Source organism: Limnohabitans sp. G3-2 (assembly GCF_002778275.1).
In the GTDB taxonomy this organism is placed as follows: domain Bacteria; phylum Pseudomonadota; class Gammaproteobacteria; order Burkholderiales; family Burkholderiaceae_C; genus Limnohabitans_A.
On record NZ_NESG01000002.1, the window covers coordinates 268750 to 291929 of the forward strand.

Annotated in this window: 24 protein-coding genes; 10 read left to right on the top strand and 14 right to left on the bottom strand. The window is 60.3% G+C overall.

The window, feature by feature from the left end:
* The first annotated feature begins 56 nt into the window (after window positions 1–56).
* The 3 genes from B9Z31_RS03410 to B9Z31_RS03420 all read left to right on the top strand — a co-directional run bounded on the left by B9Z31_RS03410 (window position 57) and on the right by B9Z31_RS03420 (window position 2867).
* Window positions 57–773 (top strand): TerC family protein, encoded by a 717-nt coding sequence (locus B9Z31_RS03410; RefSeq protein WP_100118153.1) that lies wholly within the window; start codon window positions 57–59, stop codon window positions 771–773.
* 66 nt (window positions 774–839) lie between these two features.
* A complete protein-coding gene (locus B9Z31_RS03415) occupies window positions 840–1322 on the top strand; it encodes a pilin (RefSeq protein WP_100118154.1) in 483 nt (160 codons plus the stop codon).
* A gap of 60 nt (window positions 1323–1382) precedes the next feature.
* Complete coding sequence (locus B9Z31_RS03420; RefSeq protein ID WP_100118155.1) at window positions 1383–2867, top strand: PglL family O-oligosaccharyltransferase; 1485 nt, start codon at window positions 1383–1385, stop codon at window positions 2865–2867.
* A 204-nt stretch (window positions 2868–3071) separates the two neighbouring features.
* Here the strand turns inward: B9Z31_RS03420 and B9Z31_RS03425 are convergent, their stop codons facing one another.
* The gene (locus B9Z31_RS03425) at window positions 3072–3608 is read right to left on the bottom strand and encodes a porin family protein (RefSeq protein WP_100118156.1); all 537 of its coding nucleotides are present in this window, start codon (window positions 3606–3608) and stop codon (window positions 3072–3074) included.
* A gap of 342 nt (window positions 3609–3950) precedes the next feature.
* The gene (moaC, locus tag B9Z31_RS03430; protein ID WP_100118157.1) at window positions 3951–4442 is read right to left on the bottom strand and encodes a cyclic pyranopterin monophosphate synthase MoaC; all 492 of its coding nucleotides are present in this window, start codon (window positions 4440–4442) and stop codon (window positions 3951–3953) included.
* A gap of 98 nt (window positions 4443–4540) precedes the next feature.
* On the opposite strand from moaC, the gene B9Z31_RS03435 reads away from it, so the two are divergent.
* Window positions 4541–6082: a M48 family metalloprotease gene (locus B9Z31_RS03435; RefSeq protein ID WP_100118158.1), complete on the top strand. Its 1542-nt coding sequence runs from the start codon at window positions 4541–4543 to the stop codon at window positions 6080–6082.
* A 49-nt stretch (window positions 6083–6131) separates the two neighbouring features.
* On the top strand, window positions 6132–6599 hold the full coding sequence (locus tag B9Z31_RS03440; protein WP_100118159.1) for a DUF3717 domain-containing protein: 468 nt from the start codon (window positions 6132–6134) through the stop codon (window positions 6597–6599).
* Window positions 6600–6603: 4 nt separating this feature from the next.
* On the opposite strand, the gene B9Z31_RS03445 is transcribed toward B9Z31_RS03440, so the two are convergent.
* Window positions 6604–7164 (bottom strand): YaeQ family protein, encoded by a 561-nt coding sequence (locus B9Z31_RS03445; protein WP_100118160.1) that lies wholly within the window; start codon window positions 7162–7164, stop codon window positions 6604–6606.
* A gap of 82 nt (window positions 7165–7246) precedes the next feature.
* Window positions 7247–8647 carry an adenylosuccinate lyase gene (purB, locus tag B9Z31_RS03450; protein ID WP_100118161.1) on the bottom strand — a complete coding sequence of 467 codons (1401 nt, stop codon included), beginning with the start codon at window positions 8645–8647 and terminating at the stop codon, window positions 7247–7249.
* Between the two features lie 123 nt (window positions 8648–8770).
* Here purB and B9Z31_RS03455 point away from each other — a divergent pair, with 123 nt between their 5' ends.
* A complete protein-coding gene (locus B9Z31_RS03455) occupies window positions 8771–9385 on the top strand; it encodes a glutathione S-transferase N-terminal domain-containing protein (RefSeq protein WP_100118162.1) in 615 nt (204 codons plus the stop codon).
* Window positions 9386–9408: 23 nt separating this feature from the next.
* On the opposite strand, the gene B9Z31_RS03460 is transcribed toward B9Z31_RS03455, so the two are convergent.
* From B9Z31_RS03460 to B9Z31_RS03500, 9 genes are read right to left on the bottom strand one after another with little or no spacing between them, the layout of a single operon-like run.
* Window positions 9409–9843, bottom strand: coding sequence for a nuclear transport factor 2 family protein (locus B9Z31_RS03460; RefSeq protein WP_100118163.1), 435 nt, complete (start codon window positions 9841–9843; stop codon window positions 9409–9411).
* Window positions 9844–9863: 20 nt separating this feature from the next.
* A complete protein-coding gene (locus B9Z31_RS03465; RefSeq protein WP_100118164.1) occupies window positions 9864–10634 on the bottom strand; it encodes an SDR family oxidoreductase in 771 nt (256 codons plus the stop codon).
* A gap of 5 nt (window positions 10635–10639) precedes the next feature.
* Complete coding sequence (locus tag B9Z31_RS03470) at window positions 10640–11233, bottom strand: DUF3833 domain-containing protein (RefSeq protein ID WP_100118165.1); 594 nt, start codon at window positions 11231–11233, stop codon at window positions 10640–10642.
* A 34-nt stretch (window positions 11234–11267) separates the two neighbouring features.
* Window positions 11268–12602: an MFS transporter gene (locus B9Z31_RS03475; RefSeq protein WP_100118166.1), complete on the bottom strand. Its 1335-nt coding sequence runs from the start codon at window positions 12600–12602 to the stop codon at window positions 11268–11270.
* Complete coding sequence (locus B9Z31_RS03480) at window positions 12599–13249, bottom strand: chalcone isomerase family protein (RefSeq protein ID WP_233200687.1); 651 nt, start codon at window positions 13247–13249, stop codon at window positions 12599–12601. Before B9Z31_RS03480 ends, B9Z31_RS03475 begins: the two co-directional genes overlap by 4 nt.
* A 7-nt stretch (window positions 13250–13256) precedes the next feature.
* The gene (locus tag B9Z31_RS03485; protein ID WP_369804630.1) at window positions 13257–14498 is read right to left on the bottom strand and encodes a class I SAM-dependent methyltransferase; all 1242 of its coding nucleotides are present in this window, start codon (window positions 14496–14498) and stop codon (window positions 13257–13259) included.
* Between the two features lie 29 nt (window positions 14499–14527).
* A complete protein-coding gene (locus tag B9Z31_RS03490; protein ID WP_100118168.1) occupies window positions 14528–15304 on the bottom strand; it encodes a DUF1365 domain-containing protein in 777 nt (258 codons plus the stop codon).
* Window positions 15301–16620 (bottom strand): NAD(P)/FAD-dependent oxidoreductase, encoded by a 1320-nt coding sequence (locus B9Z31_RS03495; RefSeq protein ID WP_100118346.1) that lies wholly within the window; start codon window positions 16618–16620, stop codon window positions 15301–15303. Before B9Z31_RS03495 ends, B9Z31_RS03490 begins: the two co-directional genes overlap by 4 nt.
* Window positions 16621–16640: 20 nt before the next feature.
* On the bottom strand, window positions 16641–17234 hold the full coding sequence (locus B9Z31_RS03500) for a glutathione peroxidase (RefSeq protein WP_100118169.1): 594 nt from the start codon (window positions 17232–17234) through the stop codon (window positions 16641–16643).
* An 88-nt stretch (window positions 17235–17322) separates the two neighbouring features.
* Between B9Z31_RS03500 and B9Z31_RS03505 the strand changes: the two genes are divergently transcribed.
* From B9Z31_RS03505 to B9Z31_RS03515, 3 genes are all read left to right on the top strand, one after another.
* The gene (locus B9Z31_RS03505; protein WP_100118347.1) at window positions 17323–17490 is read left to right on the top strand and encodes a DUF2256 domain-containing protein; all 168 of its coding nucleotides are present in this window, start codon (window positions 17323–17325) and stop codon (window positions 17488–17490) included.
* The gene (locus B9Z31_RS03510) at window positions 17487–19025 is read left to right on the top strand and encodes a cryptochrome/photolyase family protein (protein ID WP_100118170.1); all 1539 of its coding nucleotides are present in this window, start codon (window positions 17487–17489) and stop codon (window positions 19023–19025) included. Before B9Z31_RS03505 ends, B9Z31_RS03510 begins: the two co-directional genes overlap by 4 nt.
* A gap of 72 nt (window positions 19026–19097) precedes the next feature.
* A complete protein-coding gene (locus B9Z31_RS03515; RefSeq protein WP_100118171.1) occupies window positions 19098–21035 on the top strand; it encodes a caspase domain-containing protein in 1938 nt (645 codons plus the stop codon).
* Between the two features lie 139 nt (window positions 21036–21174).
* Here the strand turns inward: B9Z31_RS03515 and B9Z31_RS03520 are convergent, their stop codons facing one another.
* Window positions 21175–22071, bottom strand: a complete 897-nt coding sequence (locus B9Z31_RS03520) for a LysR family transcriptional regulator (RefSeq protein WP_100118172.1) — start codon at window positions 22069–22071, stop codon at window positions 21175–21177.
* Window positions 22072–22155: 84 nt separating this feature from the next.
* On the opposite strand from B9Z31_RS03520, the gene B9Z31_RS03525 reads away from it, so the two are divergent.
* On the top strand, window positions 22156–23163 hold the full coding sequence (locus tag B9Z31_RS03525) for a sodium-dependent bicarbonate transport family permease (protein ID WP_100118173.1): 1008 nt from the start codon (window positions 22156–22158) through the stop codon (window positions 23161–23163).
* The last annotated feature ends 17 nt before the right edge of the window (window positions 23164–23180 follow it).

Consider the following 23180-nt stretch of genomic DNA (forward strand, 5'->3'; position numbering starts at 1 on the left):
TTTTCGTTTTTTGAACTCATGTTTCGCCGAACCCGCGTCGGCGACTAAGGAACACTGTGGAAGAATTTCTGACCCCTACTTTTTGGTTTGCCGTCGGGCAGATCATCATGATCGACATCCTGCTGGGTGGCGACAACGCTGTGGTGATCGCGCTGGCTTGCCGCCAGTTGCCTGACCACCAACGCACCAAAGGCATCATGTGGGGCACCGCCGGCGCCATCGTCTTGCGCGTCATCCTGATCTTTTTCGCGCTCACCCTGTTGGCGATTCCCTTCCTCAAGTTTGTCGGGGCGTTGTTGCTCATCTGGATTGGTGTGAAACTGCTCACCCCCGATGAAGACGACGACCACAGCAACATCCAGGGCAGCGACAAACTCTGGGGCGCGGTCAAAACCGTGATCATTGCCGACTTGGTGATGAGTGTGGACAACGTGATCGCCATCGCCGGTGCCGCTCAGACCTCGGGCAACGCCGACCACCAAATGCCTTTGGTCATCTTCGGCCTTCTGGTCAGCATCCCGATCATCGTCTGGGGCAGCCAGCTGGTGCTCAAACTCATGGACCGTTTCCCGATCATCATCACCGCCGGCGGCATGCTGCTGGGCTGGATTGCCGGCACCATGATCCAGACCGACCCGGGTCTGGTGGCTTACCTGCCACAAGACAAAGCTTGGGGCTACGGCTTGGGCATTGCGGGTGCGTTGCTGGTGCTGGCCCTGGGTAAAGTGATCATGGCCCGCCGCACGTCCAACGCCGAAGACGCCGCCGTTTGATCCTAAAGTAGGCATTTGGTGGGTGAATGATTTACCATCGAATGCCCTGCGAAAGGAAACCAATCCATGACAAAAAATCAACAAGGTTTGACACTGATCGAGCTGATGATCGTGATCGCGGTCATCGGCATCCTGGGTGCATTGGCTTTGCCCGCTTACCAGGATTACGCCATCCGGGCCAAAGTGTCTGAAATGCTTTTGGCCGCCAATGGTTGCAAAACAGCCGTCAACGAGGCCATCAGCTCGTCGGCCGATGCCAATGTGTCTGCCGCTTTGCCCACCGTCTGCGACAGCCAGGCCAGCAAGTACGTGGCCAGTGTGGCGGTCAACGGCAACGGTGTGATCACGGTGGTGGGCCAGCACAGTGCACTGCGTGGCAGCACCAGTGCTTCGGCCAACGCCATTGCGCTGACCCCGCTGCAAACGGGTGACACCCCCGTCAACGGCAGCACCGATGGCGGCAAAACCATTTCGGGCTGGCGCTGCGGGCCAGCCAGCAGCAATGGTTTGCCCGTGAAGTACCTGCCCGCTTCGTGCAAAGCGTCCTGATCTTGTTCCGCCTGTCCAACGCCCTGCTCAAACCAGGGCGTTTTTCATGGTGATGCCCGCATGCTGAGTCGCCCCGCACAGCGCACCGCACGCCAAAAGCCCTCGCTGCTGCAAAGCCTGCTGTGGGGGCTGCTGCTGGTGCTGCCATGGGTGGCGCCGTGGTCGCCCGGGCCGCAAGCCAATACGGTGCCCCTGCTCGTCAGCTGGGCTTGCATTGGATTGCTGTGGGTCCTTGGGCAAAGCCTGCAAACCATCGACATCGCCCGGGCCTGGGCCATCGCGGCCTTGGTGAGCAGCGCCATGGGGCTCGTCCAATACTTTGGGGCGGCCGAGGGTTTTAGCCCCTGGTTGCATGTCGCGGCTCTGGGTGAGGCGAACGCCAACTTGCGCCAGCGCAACCAGCTGGCCACCTTGCTGGCCATCGGCATCTTGGCGGTGCTGTGGTGGCAAGCGCATGGGCTCAGAACCAGGCACGCGCTGTGGATGTTGGCCCTTTTGGCTGTGGGCAATGCCGCCACGTCCTCGCGCACCGGATTGCTGCACATGCTGCTGGTTTGTGGTTTGGTCGTGTTTTGGTCATTCCGCGCTCGGCTTCCAACCCACAGGCTGTCGGCCCGTTTGGGCTTGGGGGCCTTGGCGATCTATTTGCTGGCCAACTGGCTACTGCCTTGGTGCCTGAGTTGGGTGTCTGGGCAGGCTGTCGTCGACGCGGTGACGCGGATGGGCCACAACGAAGGCTGCGGCAGCCGGCGCGTGCTCTGGGCCAACGTGCTGGAGCTGATCGCCCAAAAACCCTGGGCGGGTTGGGGCTGGGGTGAACTCAAATACGCGCACTACATCACCGCCTATGACGGCAGTCCCGAGAACAGGTTCTGTGACATTTTGGGCAACGCCCACAACTTGCCCTTGCACCTGGCGGTCACGCTGGGCGTCCCGTTCACGGTCCTTTTGGCTTGGGTTTTGCTGGCCGCAGTCGCCAAGTCCAAACCGTGGGCCTGCACCAAGCCCACCCAGCAATTGGCATGGGCGGTACTGGCCGTGATCGGTTTGCACAGCCTGCTGGAGTTTCCGCTTTGGTATGGGCCGTTCCAGATGGCCGTTTTTCTGTGCGGCTGGCTGCTGCTGCGGCCAGACAAAGGCATCGGGGCTGAAGCCTCACGGGGTCTTCAACTGTTGGGTGGTCTGGTGTTGCTGATCGCTTGCATGGTGGCGGCAGATTACGCCCGTGCACGCCAAATTTACATGCCCGCCACGCAACGCTGGGCGGTGTGGCGTGACGATCCATGGGCGGTGTCCCGCAGCAGTTGGTTTTTCAAGCGTGCGGGCACCTTTGCCGAACTGACCACCACCCCCATCACACCAGAAAATGCCGCATGGGTGCTGGCCACCAGCCAGGAGATGCTGCACTACTCGCCCGAGGCCAAAGTGGTGCGCCAGCTGATTTTGAGTGCCCACAGGCTGGGCCGGCAAGATTTGGTGGACTTGCATGCCGCCCGGTGGCAAGCGGCTTTTCCTTCAGAGCCACTGCCCGGTCACAAGCTCTGAGGTGGGTGCGTCACCGTGCGCCACCAGCACCAGCATCCAACCAAAGATTCACCGCACCCAAGCAGAGCCGGTTGATGTCTCTGAGCGGGCAGCATGGGTGTTGGACTCCAGCGGGCCATGAAAAACACCCCAAAGGTTGGATTGGTGTCCAACTTTTGGGGTGCAGTTCACGCAGGTGGTTTTTTATGGTGAAAGACGCGGTGCTTAGAACTTGAACCCAACGCCGACTGTGAAGCCGTTCACCTTGATACCGTCCTTGCTGAAATAATGCATGTAGTCGGCATTCAATGAGGTGCTTGGGTTGATCGCATAACTCAAGCCTGCACCATAAGAAAAACCGCTGTCTCTGTAAGTCTCAGACCCTAGGCCAGGAACAGAGAGGGTTCCTTTGACACGCGCAAAACCAACACGACCAAACATCTCAACATCGTCATTGAGCTTCACCTTGGGCTTCAGGTACAGGCCCACAGCATTGTCAATTTCGAGTTTTGCTTCCGTTGCGACCCCATCAACTTTGACCGTCGCGTCGCTCATTCCAAAAGCAGCCATGCCCTCCACTGCCAAATTGGGGTTGAGTTCATAGCCAAGGAAGCCGCGCAATGCCGAAGGTGAGGCCTTGCCGACTTCACCGTCGCCGGTAATTTTGGCCCTTGTGGTGGTGTAGCCCACTTCGCCGTAAATCTGTGCTTGCGCAGCAACAGAGGCCAAAGCAATGGCTGCGGTGATTGCAAACTTTTTCATACAAAGCTCCTTTAAAAAATGAAAAAGGAGCACATTGTATTGCACATTTATAAATATAAATACTTACATCGGGTCAATAAAAGAGCCTGTTTGACCAACAAGAACGTTTTGGGAATCAATGCTTTCTCAACCGGTTAGCAAGCCGCCCGCTGAGATGACGGGGAACATCGACCGCTTTTCTCCCAGACAAAGCGGGCATTCCCTGGGCACTTGGCCTTTTCGCCCGACCCGTGACGGCCAAGCAGATCCATGCTGTCTCAGACGCCATGCCTGCCCATGCGTGGGACAGAAATGGGACAAAACCTCAATCTGAGAGAGGCACCATCATTGATTTGTTAGCGTTTACTTCCCCGCCACAAAACTCCCCGACTTGCCCCCATGCTTTTCCAGCAAGGTCACGCCGTTCATGGTCATGCCGCGGTCCACGGCTTTGCACATGTCGTAAATGGTGAGCAAGGCGACATTCACCGCGGTCAGGGCTTCCATCTCGACGCCCGTCTGGCCGATGGTTTCGGCGGTGGCGGTGCAGACGATCGCGTTGTCCGCGGGCAGCACTTCAAACTCGACCGCCACACGGGTCAGGCCAATCGGGTGGCACAAGGGGATCAGCTCGCTGGTTTTCTTGGCGCCCATGATGCCGGCGATGCGGGCAATGGCCAGCACATCGCCTTTTTTGGCGGTGCCTGAAGTGACCAGCGCCAGCGTGGCGGGCAGCATCTCGATGCGCCCCGTGGCGACCGCGATGCGGCGGGTGCTGGACTTGCTGCCTACATCCACCATGTGGGCTTGGCCTTGGGCGTCAAAGTGGGTCAAGGCATCGGTCGACTGGGTCATGGCTGAGTGGGTAAAAACCAGTTACAAAGGGTGGATCAGAATGGCGCATCATACGGGGAACACCCGGGGAAATGACGGCGCCTGCTCTCTCTTGATTCATGACCACCAAGACCTTGAAACCTTTCTTTCGTTCTTCCCGTTGGCTCTCGGCCTTGCTGGTCGGCGCTTTGGCCATGCCGCCGGCCTGGGCGCAAAACAACAACTTGCCCTCTTTGGGCAATGGCGAGGGGATTTCGCTGGGGGCCGAGCGCCAATTGGGCGACCGGATTGCCCGCGAACTTTACCGCGATCCGGACTATCTGGAAGACCCTGTTTTGGACGAGTACATCCAGCGCCTGTGGACGCCCTTGGTCAAAGCCGCTGCTGCACGGGGTGAGTTGTCGCCCGAATTGCAAGAGCGTTTTGCTTGGCGCATCTTGCTCGGGCGCGACCGGTCGGTGAACGCGTTTGCTTTGCCTGGCGGCTATCTGGGCGTGCATTTGGGGCTGATCGCCGTGGTCAGCTCGGACGCCGAACTGGCTTCGGTCTTGGCGCACGAATTGAGCCACGTCACGCAACGCCACATCGCCCGCTCCATGGATGAGCAGTCCAAAATGACGCCTTGGGTGATCGGCTCGATGATTTTGGGGGCGATTGCGGTGAGCAAAAATCCTCAAGCCGCTCAAGGCCTGATCGTGGGGGGCCAAGCAGCGGCGATTCAGTCTCAGCTCAGCTACTCGCGCGACATGGAGCGTGAAGCCGACCGGGTGGGTTTTGGCGTGCTGAGCGAGGCCGGCTATGACCCGCAAGGCTTTGTCGGCATGTTCAACAAACTGCAGCAGTCGGCTGGCGTGAATGACAACGGCGCGTACCCCTACCTTCGCAGCCACCCTTTGACCACCGAGCGCATCGCCGACATGCAGGCGCGTTTGCAGCTGACCGGGCCGGTCAAGAGCCCCCCCAGCGACATGGTGCAAGCGATGCTGAGCGCCCGGGCCAAGGTGATGTCACAAAATGACGTGGAAGCTTTGAAAGCTTGGACTCAAGACAGCAAAGCCGCATCAGCACAAGCCACACCCGCCCAAAAAGCGGGCGCACTTTATGCCGCCACATTGGCGCATTTGCAGCTCAGAGAGGGGCGCGCTGCCGAAAGCGCTTTGCAAAGTCTGGTGCCCTTGGCGGCCGCAAACCCGCAAGCCCATCGCTTGGTCACCTTGCTGCAAGCAGAACTGGCCATCCGGCAAGAACGCTTTGCATCCGCCCTTCAAACCTTGGATGCGGCCAGCAGCAAACCTTTCAAGCGACCTGAGTTGATGATCGCGGCACAGGCCTTGCTGCGATTGCCACCGCGCCCTGAGCGGGCCGCCATCACGCTTCAACTGCGCGAATGGGTCACCCAAGCGCCGAACGATGCACAAGCTTGGAACACATTGGCCAGCATGCTGAACTTGCAGGGCCAAGCACTGTCATCGCTGCGCGCCGAAGGCGAAGCCCAAATGGCCCGCATGGACTGGCCAGGTGCGGTGGACCGATTTCGTGCGGCGCAAGATTGGGCACGGAACAACCGACTTCAAGCAGGTGACCACATCGAGGCATCGATTGTGGATACGCGCTTGCGACAGGCTCAAGCCCAAATCAGGGCGATCCAAACTGAGCGTTGAATTTGCATGCGGGATGGCGCTATGATCGCGCTCCGATTGGAGACAGAACATGGCCGGCATCCACATCACCGACATCGAAGCCGCCATCAACCATTGGCGCACCAAGAACCCCTCGCCCGATGGGGTGACACTGCCGCGCGAGTTGCGGGCACTGGCCGAGGTGTATGCCTTGATGGTTTATCACAAACAGGACTTGGCGGACGAGTTCACCTTGCCCTTGGCGGCGGCCGAAGCTTGGCAGGACTGGTACGCCAGCACGCCCGATACGCCTTGCATCGCCATTTGCTCCACCAGCCAAGGCGATGAGGTGTGCAAGGGCTGCGGGCGCAGCTTTGAAGAGGTGCAGTTGTGGATCGAAATGACGCCCGGCGAGAAGCGTGGCATCTGGCAACGCATCACTGCCGACGGCACGTCGTGGCGCTTCAACAAATACGCGGAACGCGCCGCCGAAGATCGCCACTGGGCGCGCGCGGCGGCCGAGGCGCAAACCGCGCTCGACCTCAAACCCGCCGATTAAAAAGTCACTTCCAGCGAATCAGCTCGATGTGCACGCTGCCCTTGTCGCTGCTGAAGGTCACGCTGCCTTCTTGAACGGTGGCTTGCAGTTGCATGCTGCGTTCGGCCAGTTGGGCCAGCTCTTGTGAGCCTTCGGTCGGGACACGCCAGACCTGCAGCTTGTCCAAACGCGTGAGTTTGGTCTCGATGCCCTTCCACCACACTTCGGCCGCATGGTTGAAGCAGTACAGCAAGACTTCATCGGCTTTTTGACAGGCTTTCATGATGGGCTTGTCTTCGGGCTGGCCGACTTCGATCCACATCCGCGTTTGGCCCGTGAAATCGCGCAGGCTGCAATCCGGGTCATCCGGGTCTGACAAACCGGCCCCAAAAGCGAGTTTGCCGTCCCCGTTGCACACGGCCTGCAACTTGTAGGCATTGATGGCCAGCGCCAGCAGGCGGATCATCATGCGCTCGTCGGTCTCGCTGGGGTGGCGCGCGAGCGTGAGCTGGTGGTCTTCGTAATAGCTGTGATCGATGTCAGCGATCGACAGGTTGGCTTTGTAGATGGTGGATTTGAGGGCCATGGTTTCTTTGTGGGAGCGCGCCCCTGCGCGCGAATGCGTCTGGCAAATTCGGCCGCAGGGGCGGCCTCCAACAAGAGATGCGTCAGACGCGACGGGCCAACTCGGCGGCTTTGCCGATGTAGCTGCCCGGCGTCATGGCCAGCAGGCGGTCTTTGTCGGCTTGTGGGATCTCCAAGGCCTGAATCAGGCCATGCAGATCCGCCGCCGTGACGCTCTTGCCGCGGGTCACTTCTTTGAGCTTTTCGTATGCGCCTTGCACGCCATAGCGGCGCATGACGGTCTGGATCGGCTCGGCCAGTACTTCCCAAGCGGCATCCAGGTCCTGCGCCAGTGCTTCTTCGTTCAGCTCCAGTTTGTTCAAACCGGTCATGAGCGAGGCATAGGCCAGCGCGGTATAGCCCAGGCCCACGCCCATGTTGCGCAGCACGGTGGAGTCGGTCAGGTCCCGCTGCCAACGGCTGATGGGCAGCTTTTCACTCAGGTGTTTGAGCACGGCATTGGCCAGGCCCAAGTTGCCTTCGGCGTTTTCAAAGTCGATCGGGTTGACCTTGTGCGGCATGGTGGACGAACCGATCTCGCCGGCCTTCAAGCGCTGCTTGAAATAGCCCAAGCTCACATAGCCCCAAATGTCGCGCGACAAATCAATCAAGATGGTGTTGGTGCGCGCCACCGCGTCAAACAACTCGGCCATGTAGTCGTGCGGCTCGATCTGGATGCTGTAAGGCTGGAACGTGAGGCCCAAGCCCCAGTGGGTGGACTGCGTGTCGCTGATCTCAGGCGTCTCGACCACTTGGCGAGCGAAGGCTTCCCAGTCAAAGTCTGGCCAGGCCGAAAAGTGGGCGTTGTAATTGCCCACAGCGCCGTTCATCTTGCCCATCAGCTGCACCGCCGCAATTTTGCTGCGGCAGCTGTTCAGGCGCATCACCACATTGGCCATCTCCTTGCCGACGGTGGTGGGGCTGGCCGTCTGCCCGTGTGTGCGGCTGAGCATGGGCACCTCGGCGAATTGGTGCGCCATCTCGCGCAATTTGCCGATCAGGCCGTCGAGCCCCGGCAAGATCACCTGCGCTCGGGCCCCCTTGAGTTGCAAGGCGTGGCTGGTGTTGTTGATGTCTTCACTGGTGCATGCAAAGTGGACAAACTCCGCGGCTTTTTCGAGCTCTGGCCGGTCCTTGAATTTGGATTTGATCCAGTACTCCACCGCCTTGACGTCGTGGTTGGTGGTTTTCTCGAACTCTTTGATGGCCAAGGCATCCGCTTCCGAAAAGTGCTTCACCAAACCGGTCAAGTAACTGCGTGCGCCAGGCGTCAGTGGCTTGAACTCGTCAAAACCCGCATCGGACAAAGCGATGAACCAAGCGATTTCCACCTGCACACGGCGGTGCATATAACCTTGCTCGCTCATGAGCGGGCGCAAGGCATTGAGTTTGCTGGCGTAACGGCCATCCAGCGGGGACAGAGCGGCAATGGGGGTGAAATTCATGCTTTGATTGTAATTCCCACCACCTTCGCGTTCGGCGCCCCGTCAAATGGCGATAGGACCAGAAATTGGCACGGTGTTTCACCTAGAATCGGCCATCGTTCAACGGCATTACCCGCACCCTCTATGAAACTCATCGGCTCCGTCACCAGTCCCTATGTTCGCAAGGTGCGCATCGTCATGGCCGAGAAAAAACTGGACTACCAGTTTGTCACCGAAGATGTGTGGTCCGCACAGACCAGCATTCACGCCACCAACCCCTTGGGCAAGGTGCCTTGCTTGGTCATGGAGGGGGGTGAAGCGGTGTTCGATTCGCGCGTGATCGTGGAGTACCTGGACACCTTGTCACCCGTGGGCAAACTGATTCCTACCGCTGGCCGTGAACGCGCCGAAGTCAAAACCTGGGAAGCCTTGGCAGACGGCCTGCTGGATGCGGCTTTGTTGGCCCGCATGGAGGCGGTCTGGACCGAGCGCCAAGACAGCCAGCGCAGCCAAGCCTGGATCGACCGTCAGCTGGACAAAATCCAACACGCCCTGCGTGCCATGAGCCACGGCCTGGGGGAAAAACCCTTTTGCTCGGGCATCCACCTGACGCTGTCGGACATCGCGGTGGGCTGCGCTGTGGGTTACCTGGACTTCCGCTTCCCGCACATCGACTGGCGCACGCCGCATCCGAATCTGCACAAGCTGTACGACAAATTGGCGCAGCGCCCAAGCTTCGTGGACAGCTTGCCCAGCTGACATTGGGCAGCGCTTGCGCGCAATCAGGTGTTGGCGCGTTTTTTCAGCCAACGCATCACGCCACCCAACACCGGCAGTTTCTCGTAGAGCTCTTCCGCCGCATCCCAATAGTCACGGTGCATCGTCACCAAGCCCTGTGCGTTGAACACCACATGGCTGGCGCCGCGCACCGCTTGCAGGGTGGTGGTGTCAAAACGCTTGAAGCGAAAGCGGAACTCCCAAGTCAAGAAGGCTTGGGCGCCGTCCACCACCTGCGCGGTCACGACAAAGTGCGGTTGCTCCAGCGCCACGTACATGTGCCGAAAAATGCGTTCGATCTCAGGCAGGCCCTGCACTTCGTTGAACGGGTCCTTGAACGTGGCTTGCGCGTCATAGACCGTGCGCAACTGCGCCACGCTTTGCGGCGACAGGGTCTCAAAAAACGTGGCCAGATTTTGTGTGGCTTGTCGTGTGTCCATGATCGGCTTTCATTGCAGGCTTACAAGCCTGTGAACCAGCGCACCAAGGGGAAGTAGATGCGGTACGGCAGCACGCGCAACAGCTTGAGCCAAAGCGTGAAGCGCTTGGGGAAATGGATGTCAAACTGGCCCTGGGCCCAGCCCTTGAGCATTTCGCGCGCGGCCTCTTCGGGGCTGATCAGGGCGGGCATGGTGAACTGGTTTTGTGCGGTCAGCGGCGTGGCCACAAAGCCAGGGTTGACCACGCTCACGCCGATGCCCCGGTCCTGCAAGTCCACATAAAGCGTTTCGGCCAAGTGGGTGAGCGCGGCCTTGGTCGGGCCATAGGCCAGGCCATTGGGCAAACCGCGCCAGCCCGCCACACTGCTGACCAACGTGATGTGGCCGCGACCTCGCGCGAGCATGTCGGGCAGCACCGCATCGATGACCTGCAGCGCGCCTTGATAGTTGACTTTGTCGTGCTGCAGCATCTGCGCCAGATCCATCGCGTGGGCGCGTTGGGCTTGGTAATAACCTGCGGCATAGACCACCATGTCGAGCGGGCCTTCGGCCAGCAGGGCCCGGGCCGTGGCCTGCACTTGGGGGGCGTCGCACACATCGAGCACGCGCCACTGCACGCCAGCATCTTGCGCGGCCCAGTCGAGCACGCCTTGCGGGTTGCGGGCCGAGACCACCACCTGGGCGCCTGCCGCACGCAGTGCCTGCGCACAGGCCAGGCCAATGCCGGTCGATGCGCCCACCAGCCAAACGCGGCGGCCATGCCAATCGGAGATCTGCGGGTTCAAGCTCATGCGGCTCAACCTGGCTTGGCCGTCAAAGGCGTGCGGCGTGTGAAGGACAAGGTGACCTCGCCCAACTTCACGCCCCATTTGCTCATGGTGGCCTTGTTGAGCATGACGCGCTCGTCCATCAGGTACATCCAGTCGTCAAAGTCAACGTGCCAAACCCGGCCATCCACCGGCAAGGCCATTGTGTAGCCCCAGCGGAATGCGTTGCCGCTGACTTGGCCCCTGGCCTCGCCCACCACGTCGTCGGCGCGGCCCGTGTAGCTGCCGTTCGCTCCGGCCTGGAGTTTCCAGATGCGGCGCTGCTTCGTACCGTCCGAGTACACAAAGGCTTCGTCCAGCACGCCTGCATCGCCATTCCAGCTGCAATCCATCACCACGGTGAAGCGTTTGACCACTTGGCCGCTGCGGTCCGTGAAAACACCCCAAGCATCGAGGGTGCCGTTGAAGTAGGTGCGCAAATCCAAGAGCGGTTTTTCTTGTGCGTAGCTTTGCACCTGGGGCCCCGCGCAACTGGCCAGAAAAGGTGTGGCCGCTGCCACGGGCAACACGGCCAATCGGGTCAAAGCGGTGCGGCGGTGGATGAGGCGGGTTGGCTGGCGCATGGTGGGGCTTTCCTTGTGGGGGTTCAAAACGGCTTCAAGCTGAGGGGTGGGCCGTGGCGGGGCCCGCCATCAAATCGGGGCGGCGCATCAGGCCGGCGTACAAAGCCCATCCGGCCAGAAGCTTGAGCACGCAGGGCAGCAAGCCATAAGCCAGACTCAAAGCCAGCACGGCATCGGCGCCCTGCTGACCCGGTGCGTAGCCCCACAGTCCCAGCAAGGGCAGGGACAGTCCGGCCGCCAAGGCCAGATTGAGCTTGGTCGCCAGATTCCACCAGCCCATGAAAGCGCCGTCTGTGCGGCCACGCTCACCACAGCGGTCAATCAATTGGTTGAGCAGGGCGCTGGGCACGGTCAAATCCGCGCCCAGCGCCATGCCCGACAAGGCGCACACCCACAAAAATCCTGTGGTGTCGCCCGCGCCCAGTGTGACCACGCTCACAAAGGCCAGCACCGACAAAGCCATGCCTGTGGCCCAAGTGCGCAGCAGACCCATGCGGTCAATCACCTTCAACCACAGTGGAAACGACAGGGCCCCGGCGGCAAAGTACAAACCCAAAAACAAGGGCTCCATGGCCTTGGGCGCTTGCAAAAGGTCTTGCACAAAAAACAGCACCAAGGTGGCGGGCACGGCGCTGGCCAGGCCGTTGAGCATGAACACCATCAGAAGGCGGCGAAAACCAGCGTGCTGCCAAGGCTGCCAAAGGCTGCCATCTTGGGCATGGCTTTGCGGCACCGTCACAGCAGATGTCAAGGCGCGGCGTGCAAGGCGCTGCCAAGTGAACAGGCCCAGCGCCAGCATCGCCACCAGCAGCCCCGTGGTCAGTGGCCAACCCCACAGCGCAGGCAAAGCCGATGCCAACAACACGCCCACCAGCGCAAAGCCCTCACGCCAAGCGACCCAGCGACTTTGCACCAGGGCGCCACCGCCCTGCCGCGCCGCCCAGGCCTGGTGCAAGATGCCCAAGCCGCTGTAGGCCAAGTGGCTGAGTGTGAGCGCGGCGCCCACCCACACCCACAAGCCCGCAGCGGACAAGGCTGTGGCCGGCGGAAAAAACAAGGCCGCAAAACCCAGCGCCACGGCCAGCGCCAACAACACCGCCGCCAGCCACACAGCCTGCCAGGAGTGACGGTAGAGGCGGTCGCCCCAACGCCCCAGCCACGGATCCACCACCGCGTCGACGGTTCGGCTGATCAGCAACACCCCCCCCAGTGCGGCCAAGGGCACACCGTACTGCTGGGCATACACATTGGGCAAATGCACATAGACAGGCAGCGCCACAAAGGCCAGCGGCAAACCCAGCAAGCCATACGACGCGAAGGCAGGGCTGGGTGCGGTGGTGCTGCCGACGTCTGGGGTCACAGCGCTCATGGCTGCAAGCCTTGCAAGAGCTGGGCGCGCATTTGCGGCTCGGAGGTGCGCTCGTCCAGCCAGATGCCAAAAAACAAGCGCGCAAAGGCCACATCCTGGATGGCCCCTGCGCGCTGGCCGTTGACCCAAAACTCGGCACCTATGCCTGGCAGGTTCACGCCGGTGATGCGCTCGCCTGCAGACACATTGGGGAACAGGTCTCGCATGGCTGATTGCCAGTTTTGCACTTGCGCCTCGCTGAGGCTGCCCACACGCCGCATTTCGTCGATCGAGCGGCTGGCAATCGCAGCGCCTTCGAGCTTGCGCAGGTACTGCAACTCCAGCGCGAAGGGGAACTGAACCGCTTGCCCGTAGCGAAAGCCAACCGGCGTCCAGAGTCGGGCGTCATACACCTCAAAACCCCAGACCCGCAAGCGCACGGGCGGGGTGGGCACGACGCCCTTGAGCGCCGCCACTTCGGGTCGACTGAACTGCGCGGTAAGAGGGTGACCCCCAGCCTGGGTCTGCGTCTGCGTCTGCGTCTGCGCTTGTGCAGGGCTGAAAAGAGCGAGCACCAGCCAAGCACTGACGATGAGCGCCACACAAGAGGCTGGGTGCGCAAACGGCCGGCTGCGCATGGCTTGCATCGTTTTCAGAGGCTTGGGCATGTTCTGTTCAACCGGGTTTGGCCAAAGTGAACTGCACCACGTCGATGTTGGCCTCATCGAACGCGGCTTCGCAATAGGCCAGATAAAAGGACCACAAACGGATGAAGCGGTCGTCAAATTTCAGGGTGCGCACGGTGTCGAGTTGGGACATGAAACTTTCGCGCCAGCGGCGCAGGGTCTCGGCGTAGTCGGGGCCGAAGTTCAATTCATCAACCACCTGCAAGCCCGCCGCTTGTGCCTGCTTGCGAAACTCACTGGGGCTGGGCAAACAGCCGCCCGGAAAAATGTACTGTTGGATGAAATCGGTCGATTGCACATAGCGCTCAAAAAAGCGGTCGTCAATCGTGATGCTCTGCACGCACGCGCGGCCGCCGGGCTTGAGCATGCGGCTGATGGTTTGAAAGTACGTTGGCCAATATGCCTGGCCCACCGCCTCGATCATCTCGATGGAGCAGACCGCGTCATAGGGCCCATCGTCGATGTCACGGTAGTCTTGCAAACGCAAATCGGCGCGTTGTGGCACGCCCAGCGATTGCATGCGGGCGTTGGCAAACGCCAGCTGCTCGGTCGACAAGGTCACACCCGTGATGTTCGCCCCAAACTCGGTGGTGGCCGCTTCGGCCAAAGCGCCCCAGCCGCAGCCGATCTCCAGCACGCGGTCACCCGGCTTCGCGTTGACCATGCGCAGGGCGCGGCGCACCTTGGCTTTTTGGGCCTCGGCCATGTCTTTGCCGTGGTCGCCTTCGAACCAGGCCGACGAGTAGTTCATGGTGCCGTCAAGCCACAGCTCGTAGAAAGCATTGCCCAAGTCGTAATGGGCGTGGATGTTTTTGCGGCTGTTGCTGCGGTTGTTGCGGTTGAGCAGGTGCTTGATGCGGTAGAACAAACGCCCCAACCAATGGCCATATATCGCGCTCTCGATGTGGTCGCGGTTGGCAATCGTCAAGCGCAGCAAGGCCGCCAAATCGGGGGTGGTCCAGTCGCCCGCCATGTAGCCTTCGGCAAAACCAATGTCACCCGATTTGAGCACCTCGGCACACATGTCCCAGCGGTGGATGTGCAGGGCCGCAAACGGCGCTTCGTGGGTGCCAAAAACCTGGTGGTTGCCATCGGGCGCGTGCACCGTGAGCGTGCCGATTTTCAGACGGGTCAAGAGGCTGAGCAAACGCGCGGCGGCTTTGGGCAGGCTGGCGTGCGAAATGGTGGTGGCGCGTGCGCCCAAGGCATGGGCAGCGTCGGCGGTCTTCATGGTGGGTGGCATCCGGTGGGGTCCTGTGTTCATCGGGTCACAAAATCGCGGGGCGGTTCGGGCTTGTGCCAAAACGGTACTTTTTTCAGCCACAGCAGCAAGGCGTGCCAATGGATGCGGGCCACCACACCCAAGGTGAGCAGCGGAAACCGCCACACCACGCGGCGCAAGGCCGAAGCGGTGGCGGGCTCGAGCACACCGCTCCAACTGGTGTCGATCAAGGGGCCGTCGTCATCGCCATGGTCCACACGCGCGACGATGCGGTCTTGCCCGCCGTGCATCACGCGCATGAAGCGAAAGCGGTACTCGCCCTGCACATCACAAAAAGGCGAGACGTGGAAAACCTTGTGGGCCAGCATGGTTTGACCATATTGGGGCTCGGGCAGCAGGTAGCAATGGCGTTCGCCAAAGGTGTTGTTCACCTCCGCCACGATGGCGGCCAGGCGGCCATCGGCTCGGTGCACGTACCAAAAACTCACGGGTTTGAAGGCGTGGCCCAGCACACGCGGAAAGGCCTGCAGCCAAACTTCGCCGGTGGCGTCTTCAATGCCTTCGCGCTGCAGCAACTCATCGAGCCAGGCCAGTGCACCGCCGGTCTCGATGGGGCGGCCATCGCCGTGATCGGCATCGTGGAAGGCAAACCAAGCGCGGCGGTTGATGGCCAGGGCCGTGGTGCAGCGGCCCTCTTGAATGCTGCGCATGGGCAGCATCAAAAACGCGCTCGGGTATGCAAAAGCGTGGTGCGCCGGGCGGTGGCGCGTGTGCCGCACCTGGCCCCAACCGATGAGCGCAGTGGCAGGCTTCATGCCGCCCACTTGTCTTGCAAGGGGCCGCGTTGATCGGCGATGCGCTGAAGCAAAGACCGGCCCACTTGCAGGCCCGACTTGAGGCCGTCTTCGTGAAAGCCGTAACCCGTCCAAGCCCCGGCGTACCAAGTGTGCTGCTGGCCTTGCAGCAGCGGCAAGCGCTTTTGTGCCTCGATGGCGGCCAGGTCAAACACCGGGTGGGCGTAGTCGTATTCACCCACGATGGTGGCCGGATCGATGTCGTGCAGCGGATTGAGCGAGACCACCACAGGCTGCGCAAACGGGATGCGTTGCAAGCGGTTGAGCAAATAATGCAGGCACACCCGGGAAGACTCCCGCTCACCGCTGGCGGCGCGTTCGTAGTTCCAGGCCGCCCAGGTCTTGGGGTTGGCCGGCAGCACGCTGGCATCGGTGTGCAGCACAGCGCGGTTGTCCTGGTAGCGGATGGCCCCCAGCAAACTGCGCTCGTAGGTGCTGGCCTCACGGAGCATGCCGAGTGCCTGGTCGGTGTGGGTGGCAATGACCACTTGGTCAAAACGCTCGGCATGCCCATCGGTGACGATGCGCACGCCTTGTGCGTCGCGCTCGATCAAGCGCACCGGGGTGTTCAGGCGCTTGTCGTGCACACCCGCCAGAATCTTCTCGACATAGTTGCGCGCGCCGCCCACCACACTGAACCACTGGGGGCGGTTCGTCACCTGGATGAGGCCGTGGTTGTGACAAAAGCGGATCATGGTCACCACGGGGAACTGCAGCATCTGGTCGGTGGGGCAACTCCAGATGCAGCCCAGCATGGGCAAGAAATACCAGTCACGGAAAGGCTCGCTGAAACGGTGCGTGCGCAAAAATTCGGACAGGGGCTGCTGCAGCTCGGTTTCACGCTGCTCTTTGGCGATGCGGGTGCACAGGGCGTTGAAGCGCATCACATCGGCCAACATGCGCCAAAAGCGTGGGTTGACCAAATTGCTGCGCTGCGCGAACACGCTGTTCAAGTCGGTGCCGCTCCACTCCAACGTTTTGCCGTTCAATGCCCCCGGGACTTTCACCGAAAACGACATGTCGGACGGTGCGGTCTCGACATTCAATTCGGCAAACAGCTGGATCAGGTTGGGGTAGGTGCGTTCATTGAACACCAAAAAGCCCGTGTCCACGCCGTGCGTGAGCATGCCTTGCGGCGTGGGCAGCGTGATGTCGACCGTGTGGGTATGACCGCCAAAGTAGTCGCCGGCCTCGAACACGGTGATGTCGGCATGGTCTTTCAGGGTGTGGGCCACGGCCAAGCCGGATATGCCCGAGCCCACGATGGCCAGTTTCATGCGCGGCGCTGTGGTCGCGCTCATGGCTGGGCTTTCAAGGCTTTGTCGATGGCCGACAACAGCGTTTTGCTTTCCGGCCCGGTCATGCTGCTGTACTGGTCAATGACCTTGCCGTCACGCCCGATCAGGTATTTGTGAAAGTTCCAGCGCGGCTTTTGGCCGCTTTGTGCGGTGAGCTGTTTGAACAGCGGCGCTGCGCCATCGCCCGTGACCTGGGTTTTGGTGAACATGGGGAATTTCACGCCAAACGTACTTTCGCAAAAGTCAGCAATCTCTTTGTTGCTGCCTTTTTCTTGGGCAAAGTCATTCGAGGGAAAGCCCAAAACCACCAAGCCTTTGTCTTTGTATTGGCTGCTCAGCGTTTCCAAACCCTTGTACTGCGAGGTGAAACCACAAAAGCTGGCGGTGTTGACCACCAAAACCACTTTGCCCGCGTATTGACACAAAGACTGCGGCTTTTCGTCCTGCAGACGGTCAAAGGTGTGGTTCAACAAAGCGGGGCACGAGGCTGTTGGGCTGGCGGCTTGGGCCATCTGCACCACCAAACCGAGCACGGCCACCAAGATGGCCCAAGCCAAGCGGCTGACCCAAGGATTGACTCGTAAGTTGTTCATTTGCACTTAAAAACCTATTTTGTGACCGATGAGTTTAAACTCGATTCCTCCGATTGTCACTTTTGCCCTTGCGCTCAAAGAAAGCACCATGACCAAACCCTCAGGTTTCAAAGGGAACAAACAGGATTTGCCCCAAAAACCCTGTCTGGTTTGCGGCCGTCCCATGAGTTGGCGCAAGAGCTGGGCCAAGAACTGGGACCAGGTTTTTTACTGCAGCGACCGCTGCCGAGCCGCCAAAAACAAAGTGCCCGCATGACACGCCACCTGATCTTGGTGCTGGGTGACCAGCTCGGCTGGGACAACCCCGCACTGGCCGACTTTGACCCGAGCCAAGACCGCTTGTTGCTGATCGAAGCCGACAGCGAAGCGCAAGAGGTCTGGAACCACAAAGCCCGCATCGCCTTGTTTTTGTCCGGCATGCGCCACTTTGCCAACGAGGCCCACCGCCGCCGCTGGCCCTGCACTTGCATGAAGCTGGACGACCCCGAGCTGCCCTCCGACTTCGCGGGGCGCTTGGCCCATGCGCTGCACACACACGCCCCCCAAGCCTTGGTGGTGATGGAGGCTGGGGCCTGGCGCATGGAGCGGCTGATCGAAGACGCTGCCGAGCAGCACCAGACGCTGCTGCGCTGGGTGGCCGACACGCACAGTTTGTGCAGCCGCGCCGCATTTGCCAAATGGGCGGGCGACAAAAAAGAGCTCCGCATGGAGTTCTTTTACCGCGAGATGCGCAAGCGCCACGGCATCCTGATGGCGGGCAAGGAGCCCATCGGCGGGCAATGGAATTTTGATGCCGACAACCGCAAAGGCTTTGGTGCCAAAGGGCCAGGCAGCGTGCCCGCGCCTGCGCGCTTTGCGCCCGACCGCGTCACGCAAGACGTGATCGACATGGTCAACACGCGTTTTGCCCAGCACCCGGGCTCGTTGGAACAGTTTTCTTGGCCCGTGACCCGCGAAGACGCCTTGGTGGCGTTGCAGCACTTCATCGACCAGCGCCTGGAAAACTTTGGCGCCTGGCAAGACGCGATGTGGACCACGCTGCCCTTTGGCTGGCACGCCCTGGTGGGCAGCAGCCTGAACCTGCACCTGCTGAACCCACGCGAAGTGATCGTGGCCGCCGAGCAGGCCTACCACGCACGCGGCTTGCCGCTGGCCAGCGTAGAGGGTTTCATTCGCCAAGTGCTGGGCTGGCGCGAGTTCATTCGGGGGGTGTACTGGTTGGACATGCCGCACATGGCCGAGGCCAACCACTACGGCCACACCCGCGACCTGCCCAAGTGGTACTGGACAGGCGACACCCACATGGCCTGCATGCAAGCGACCATCGGCCAAACCTTGCAACACGGCTATGCCCACCACATCCAGCGGCTCATGGTCACGGGGCAGTTTGCGGTGCTGGCCGGGCTGTCACCGCAGCAAGTCAGCGCCTGGTACCGCGCCATGTACGTGGACGCGGTCGAATGGGTGGAAACGCCCAACACGCTGGGGATGGCCCTGCACGCCAATGGCGGACGCTTCACCAGCAAGCCCTATGTGGCCAGCGGCCAATATGTGAGCCGCATGAGCAACTACTGCAAAGGCTGCCGCTACCAACCCGAGGTCCGCACAGGCCCCAGCGCCTGCCCCATGACCACGCTGTACTGGGACTTTTTGATCCGCCACGAACAAGACTTTGCTGGCAACCCGCGCACCGCCCTCATGGTCAAGCATGTGGGCCGCATGGACGAGGAAGGCAAAGCCCAGATACGGGCCCAAGCCGATGCCACGCGTGCGGGGCTGGACAGCGTCTAGCCCAGGTGGGTGTGCGCCATTGCCTTTCCATATGATGCGGGTTAATTTAAAAAATCAAATCCATCACTTGCCATGAAACACATGTCAGCGCCCAAAACACTTCAGCGCAAAGTCAAGCGTGCGGTCTCAACGCTGTTGTTGGGCGGCATGTTCTTTTCCTACAGCACCAACGCAGAAGCACCGCTGGACATCCGCGTGGCCCTGGTCATCGGTAACGCTGCCTACAAAAACGTGCCCGCTCTCGTCAACGCCACCAACGACGCCAAGTCGATGTCCACGGTGCTGCGCAAACTGGGCTTCAACGTCGTGGAAGTGGTCGATGGCAGCAAAGACCAAATGAACAAAGCCATTGAGCAGTTGCAGCTGCAGCTCAAAGGCCGTCAAGCTGTGGGCATGCTTTATTACGCAGGCCACGGCCTTCAGCTGGACTGGCGCAACTTCATGGTGCCCGTTGACGCCAAGCTCGAAGAAGCCTCCGACGTGCCCAAGCAAACAATTGACATTGAGAGTGTCATGGATGTGCTCAAAAAATCTGGCACCCGGATGAACATCATCGTGCTGGACGCTTGCCGCGACAACCCCTTCGCAGAAAAAGCCAGTGGCAAAGGTTTGGCACAACTGGATGCGCCGCCTGGCACCTATTTGGCATTTGCCACATCACCCGGCAACGTGGCCGAGGACGGCGACGCCGCTGACGGCAATGGACTTTTCACCCAGTATTTGCTCAAAGAGCTGCAGCGACCCGCCAAGATCGAAGATGTATTTAAGCGGGTGCGTTTGCAGGTCAGACAGAAAAGCCAAGGCCGTCAAATCCCTTGGGACTCGAGCAGCCTGGAGGATGACTTCGCTTTCAACGATGGCAAGAAGTTCACTTTCAACCCCGATGATCTGATCCAAGAAGCGCAACGGGCCAAAGACAAAGAGGCCAAGCTCAAGCAAGAGGCCGAAGCCGCGGTTCAGCGCGAAAAAGCATTGGCAGAGCTGCGAAAAATGGAACAGCAACGGCTGGCTGAAGCGCAGAAGATTCAAGAGACCGCGGCAAGGCAAAAAGCCGAAGCCGAGGCCAAAGAAAGAGAACGGCAGTTGGCCATCGCTGCAGAGCAAGAGCGTCTCAAATCCGCAGCGGCAGCTCAAGCGCTGGAGCGGGCGCGCGCCGCTGAAGTGCAACGCTTGCAAGACATTGAGCAAGCCAAGCTGCAGGCTGCGCAAGAGGATCGCAAGAGCAAGCTCTCGCAAGAAGCCGCGCGCGAGCAGCAGTTTGCCGAAGAAAAAGCCGAGTGGGACAAAATCAAAGACAGCAAAAATGTCAAAGATATTTATGCTTTCATGAACAAGTTTCCCAGTGGCATGCTCAGTGAGTTAGCAGGGACGAAGCTTGAAATTTTGGAAAAAGCCCAAATCAAGCCACAAGCAGACAAACAAGGGCGGGTCCAAGAATTTGCACCAAGACGGTATGCGAAAGATGATGCATTTGAGTTCGTTGGCAAGGACGGCCTGACGGGTTTGGTGACTTGGCGGCAGACCTTCAATGTGTTGAGCGTTGACGAAGAAGGGGCCGAGGTACAAGGCACCAGGACTGGCAGTCCAGCGTGGAAATTGCGGGTCTCACACGCAGGCCTTCAATACAGCGACCGCTCGGGGAAATACGACCCCCCGATCACGCTGATGCCCGCCGGTCTGCTTCAAGTGGGCTACAAATGGAATGCGCGAACCCAAGTCATCAGCGCAACAAAGCAAAAGCAAGAGTGGGCCGAGATTTCGGCCAAGATCGTTGCCCGCGAATCCATTGAGGTGCCTGCCGGCAAATTTGACACCTTCAAAATAGAAATTTCTTGGGTCTTTCAGTCAGGGCTGAGGGCCAAGCAAACCATTTGGACCGACCCCTCCGTTGGCGTTGCCATTCGAATTCATTGGCAGGAGTATCGATCAAATGGAACGAGAGATTTTACTGTTCGGGAACTGACCTCGATGAAGCGGTTGAACACCATTGCCGCCATTTCCAAGCCGTGACTGGGTGGGTAGCGCTCAGCTTCAAACCAGCGCATTTCAAGCTGCAAAGACCTCAAACCAACATCGGGGCGCTGAAAACTGGCACCCACACCGACACCCGATGCGAGGCCTTAAGAACAGATAAAAATGATGGCGCCGCTCATTTGCGCCGACCGATTTGTTGGCGCACATGCCGCTGAAAGGCCAGGGCCAGTGGCGAGAGTTTTTTGCCGGCTGGGTAGACGATGTGCCAGGCCGAGGGCAAGGGAAAGCCCTGCACATCGATCACGCTGACACCATTTTCTTTTTGATGGCCATGCAGCGCGTGCCGCGAAACCACGCCGATGCCCAAACCACCCGCCACCGATTCCTTGATGGCCTCGTTGCTGCCCAGCTCCAAGCGCACATCGGGGCGAAACTTCATTTGGCGGAAAAATTGATCGCCCGCCATGCGCGTGCCGGAGCCTTTTTCGCGAAAAATAAAGCGGCGCTCGGCCAAATCTTGCAAAGACACCTCGCGGCGTTTGGCCAGCGGGTCTGCGCTGGGCGCAATCACCACAATCGGGTTGGGCATGAAGGCCTCATCGCCCAAGTCCATGTCTTTCGGGGGCATGGACATGATGTACAAATCGTCCAAGTTGTCACGCAAGCGCTGCACCACGCCGTCGCGGTTCAAGATTTCCAGCGACACGTCAATGGCCGGGTGGCGCTTGCAAAAGCTGCCGATCAGGTGCGGCATGAAGTACTTGGCGGTGCTGACCACCGCCACACGCAGCTTGCCGCGCGACAAGCCCTTGGCGGCGTCCACGTTTTGCTCAAAGGCATCCCAAGTCTGTGCCACCGCTCGGGCTGTTTGCGCCAGCTCCTGGCCCACCTGGGTCAAGTAAAGCTTTTTGCCCACCAGCTCGTACAAGGGCAATCCCACGGCCACCGCCATGTCCTTGAGTTGCATGGAGGCCGTGGGCTGGGTGACGTGCATCACTTTGGCCGCGGCACTCACGCTCCCAGTTTCGGCCAGTGCCAAAAAAAGTCGCAATTGACGGAAACTGACATTCATAGATTTTTATCTATATTCAAAGGTTGAAGAATCGATTTTACAAATGTTCTGTCCATTTTTATGATCGGCGCAAGGAACACACCCATGCACAATCTGATCGACCCCGCCATCCTCTTTTTCATCTTTGGCGTGCTGGCGGGCACCGTCAAATCCAACCTCGAAATCCCGCCCGCCATCTCGCGCTTTTTGTCGCTCTACCTCTTGATGGCCTTGGGCCTGAAAGGCGGCTTTGCGTTGTCGACATCAGGCTTGACGGCCACTGTGGGCATCAGCTTGGCGGCCGCGGTGGCACTGGCCATCGTCATCCCCCTGATCGGTTACACCGTGTTGCGCCGGTTTGTGTCGGGCTTTGACGCAGCGGCTGTCGCAGCCACTTATGGTTCGGTCAGCGCCGTGACCTTCGTCACGGCGGTGCAGACCCTCGAGAACCAAGGCGTGCCTTACGGCGGGCACATGGCTGCGGCCATGGCCTTGATGGAGTCACCCGCCATCATCCTGGCGGTGGTGTTGGCCAATTCATTGCGGCAAAAGCAAGCCTCGGGCGTGGTGATGCAAGCCGGTGGCGGGGCCGCACTGGGTGGCGCTGGCGCGCCGCATGGCGCATCGATCGGGAAAATTCTGCACGAGTCTTTCACCGATGGGGCGCAGTTGCTGCTGCTGGGCGCCATGGTCATTGGTTTGATCACAGGCGATGCTGGAAAAGAGGCGATGGCACCGTTTTCGGTGGACCTGTTCAAAGGCATGCTGGCCTTCTTTTTGCTCGACATGGGCTTGATGGCAGCGCGCAACTTGCCCCAAGTCAAAGGCCAGTCGCCCGTGTTGATCGCCTACGCCGTGCTCGGGCCCATCGTGCATGCCGCTTTGGCCCTGGGCCTGGCTGTGGCCTTGCAACTGAGCGCAGGCGATGGGGCCTTGCTCATGGTCCTGGCCGCCAGCGCCTCCTACATCGCGGTGCCCGCCGTGCTGCGCACCGCTTTGCCCGAAGCCAAGCCCGCGCTGTATTTCGGACTGAGCCTGGGCTTGACCTTTCCCCTGAACATCGTGCTGGGCATCCCGGTTTATCTGGCGGTGGCGCAGGCTGTTCTGACCTGACGCTCACGGGTTTTCAG

Excerpts from the sequence above, each read along its gene's own strand:
- B9Z31_RS03445 (WP_100118160.1), bottom strand. The coding sequence starts at position 7,164 with ATGGCCCTCAAATCCACCATCTACAAAGCCAACCTGTCGATCGCTGAC.
- B9Z31_RS03420 (WP_100118155.1), top strand. The coding sequence starts at position 1,383 with ATGCTGAGTCGCCCCGCACAGCGCACCGCACGCCAAAAGCCCTCGCTG.
- B9Z31_RS03425 (WP_100118156.1), bottom strand. The coding sequence starts at position 3,608 with ATGAAAAAGTTTGCAATCACCGCAGCCATTGCTTTGGCCTCTGTTGCT.
- B9Z31_RS03470 (WP_100118165.1), bottom strand. The coding sequence starts at position 11,233 with ATGCGCCAGCCAACCCGCCTCATCCACCGCCGCACCGCTTTGACCCGA.
- B9Z31_RS03460 (WP_100118163.1), bottom strand. The coding sequence starts at position 9,843 with ATGGACACACGACAAGCCACACAAAATCTGGCCACGTTTTTTGAGACC.
- B9Z31_RS03520 (WP_100118172.1), bottom strand. The coding sequence starts at position 22,071 with ATGAATGTCAGTTTCCGTCAATTGCGACTTTTTTTGGCACTGGCCGAA.
- B9Z31_RS03490 (WP_100118168.1), bottom strand. The coding sequence starts at position 15,304 with ATGAAGCCTGCCACTGCGCTCATCGGTTGGGGCCAGGTGCGGCACACG.
- B9Z31_RS03480 (WP_233200687.1), bottom strand. The coding sequence starts at position 13,249 with ATGCCCAAGCCTCTGAAAACGATGCAAGCCATGCGCAGCCGGCCGTTT.
- B9Z31_RS03505 (WP_100118347.1), top strand. The coding sequence starts at position 17,323 with ATGACCAAACCCTCAGGTTTCAAAGGGAACAAACAGGATTTGCCCCAA.
- B9Z31_RS03515 (WP_100118171.1), top strand. The coding sequence starts at position 19,098 with ATGAAACACATGTCAGCGCCCAAAACACTTCAGCGCAAAGTCAAGCGT.
- B9Z31_RS03495 (WP_100118346.1), bottom strand. The coding sequence starts at position 16,620 with ATGAAACTGGCCATCGTGGGCTCGGGCATATCCGGCTTGGCCGTGGCC.
- B9Z31_RS03500 (WP_100118169.1), bottom strand. The coding sequence starts at position 17,234 with ATGAACAACTTACGAGTCAATCCTTGGGTCAGCCGCTTGGCTTGGGCC.
- purB (WP_100118161.1), bottom strand. The coding sequence starts at position 8,647 with ATGAATTTCACCCCCATTGCCGCTCTGTCCCCGCTGGATGGCCGTTAC.
- B9Z31_RS03435 (WP_100118158.1), top strand. The coding sequence starts at position 4,541 with ATGACCACCAAGACCTTGAAACCTTTCTTTCGTTCTTCCCGTTGGCTC.
- B9Z31_RS03510 (WP_100118170.1), top strand. The coding sequence starts at position 17,487 with ATGACACGCCACCTGATCTTGGTGCTGGGTGACCAGCTCGGCTGGGAC.
- B9Z31_RS03440 (WP_100118159.1), top strand. The coding sequence starts at position 6,132 with ATGGCCGGCATCCACATCACCGACATCGAAGCCGCCATCAACCATTGG.
- B9Z31_RS03455 (WP_100118162.1), top strand. The coding sequence starts at position 8,771 with ATGAAACTCATCGGCTCCGTCACCAGTCCCTATGTTCGCAAGGTGCGC.
- B9Z31_RS03465 (WP_100118164.1), bottom strand. The coding sequence starts at position 10,634 with ATGAGCTTGAACCCGCAGATCTCCGATTGGCATGGCCGCCGCGTTTGG.
- B9Z31_RS03475 (WP_100118166.1), bottom strand. The coding sequence starts at position 12,602 with ATGAGCGCTGTGACCCCAGACGTCGGCAGCACCACCGCACCCAGCCCT.
- B9Z31_RS03415 (WP_100118154.1), top strand. The coding sequence starts at position 840 with ATGACAAAAAATCAACAAGGTTTGACACTGATCGAGCTGATGATCGTG.
- B9Z31_RS03525 (WP_100118173.1), top strand. The coding sequence starts at position 22,156 with ATGCACAATCTGATCGACCCCGCCATCCTCTTTTTCATCTTTGGCGTG.
- B9Z31_RS03485 (WP_369804630.1), bottom strand. The coding sequence starts at position 14,498 with ATGAAGACCGCCGACGCTGCCCATGCCTTGGGCGCACGCGCCACCACC.
- moaC (WP_100118157.1), bottom strand. The coding sequence starts at position 4,442 with ATGACCCAGTCGACCGATGCCTTGACCCACTTTGACGCCCAAGGCCAA.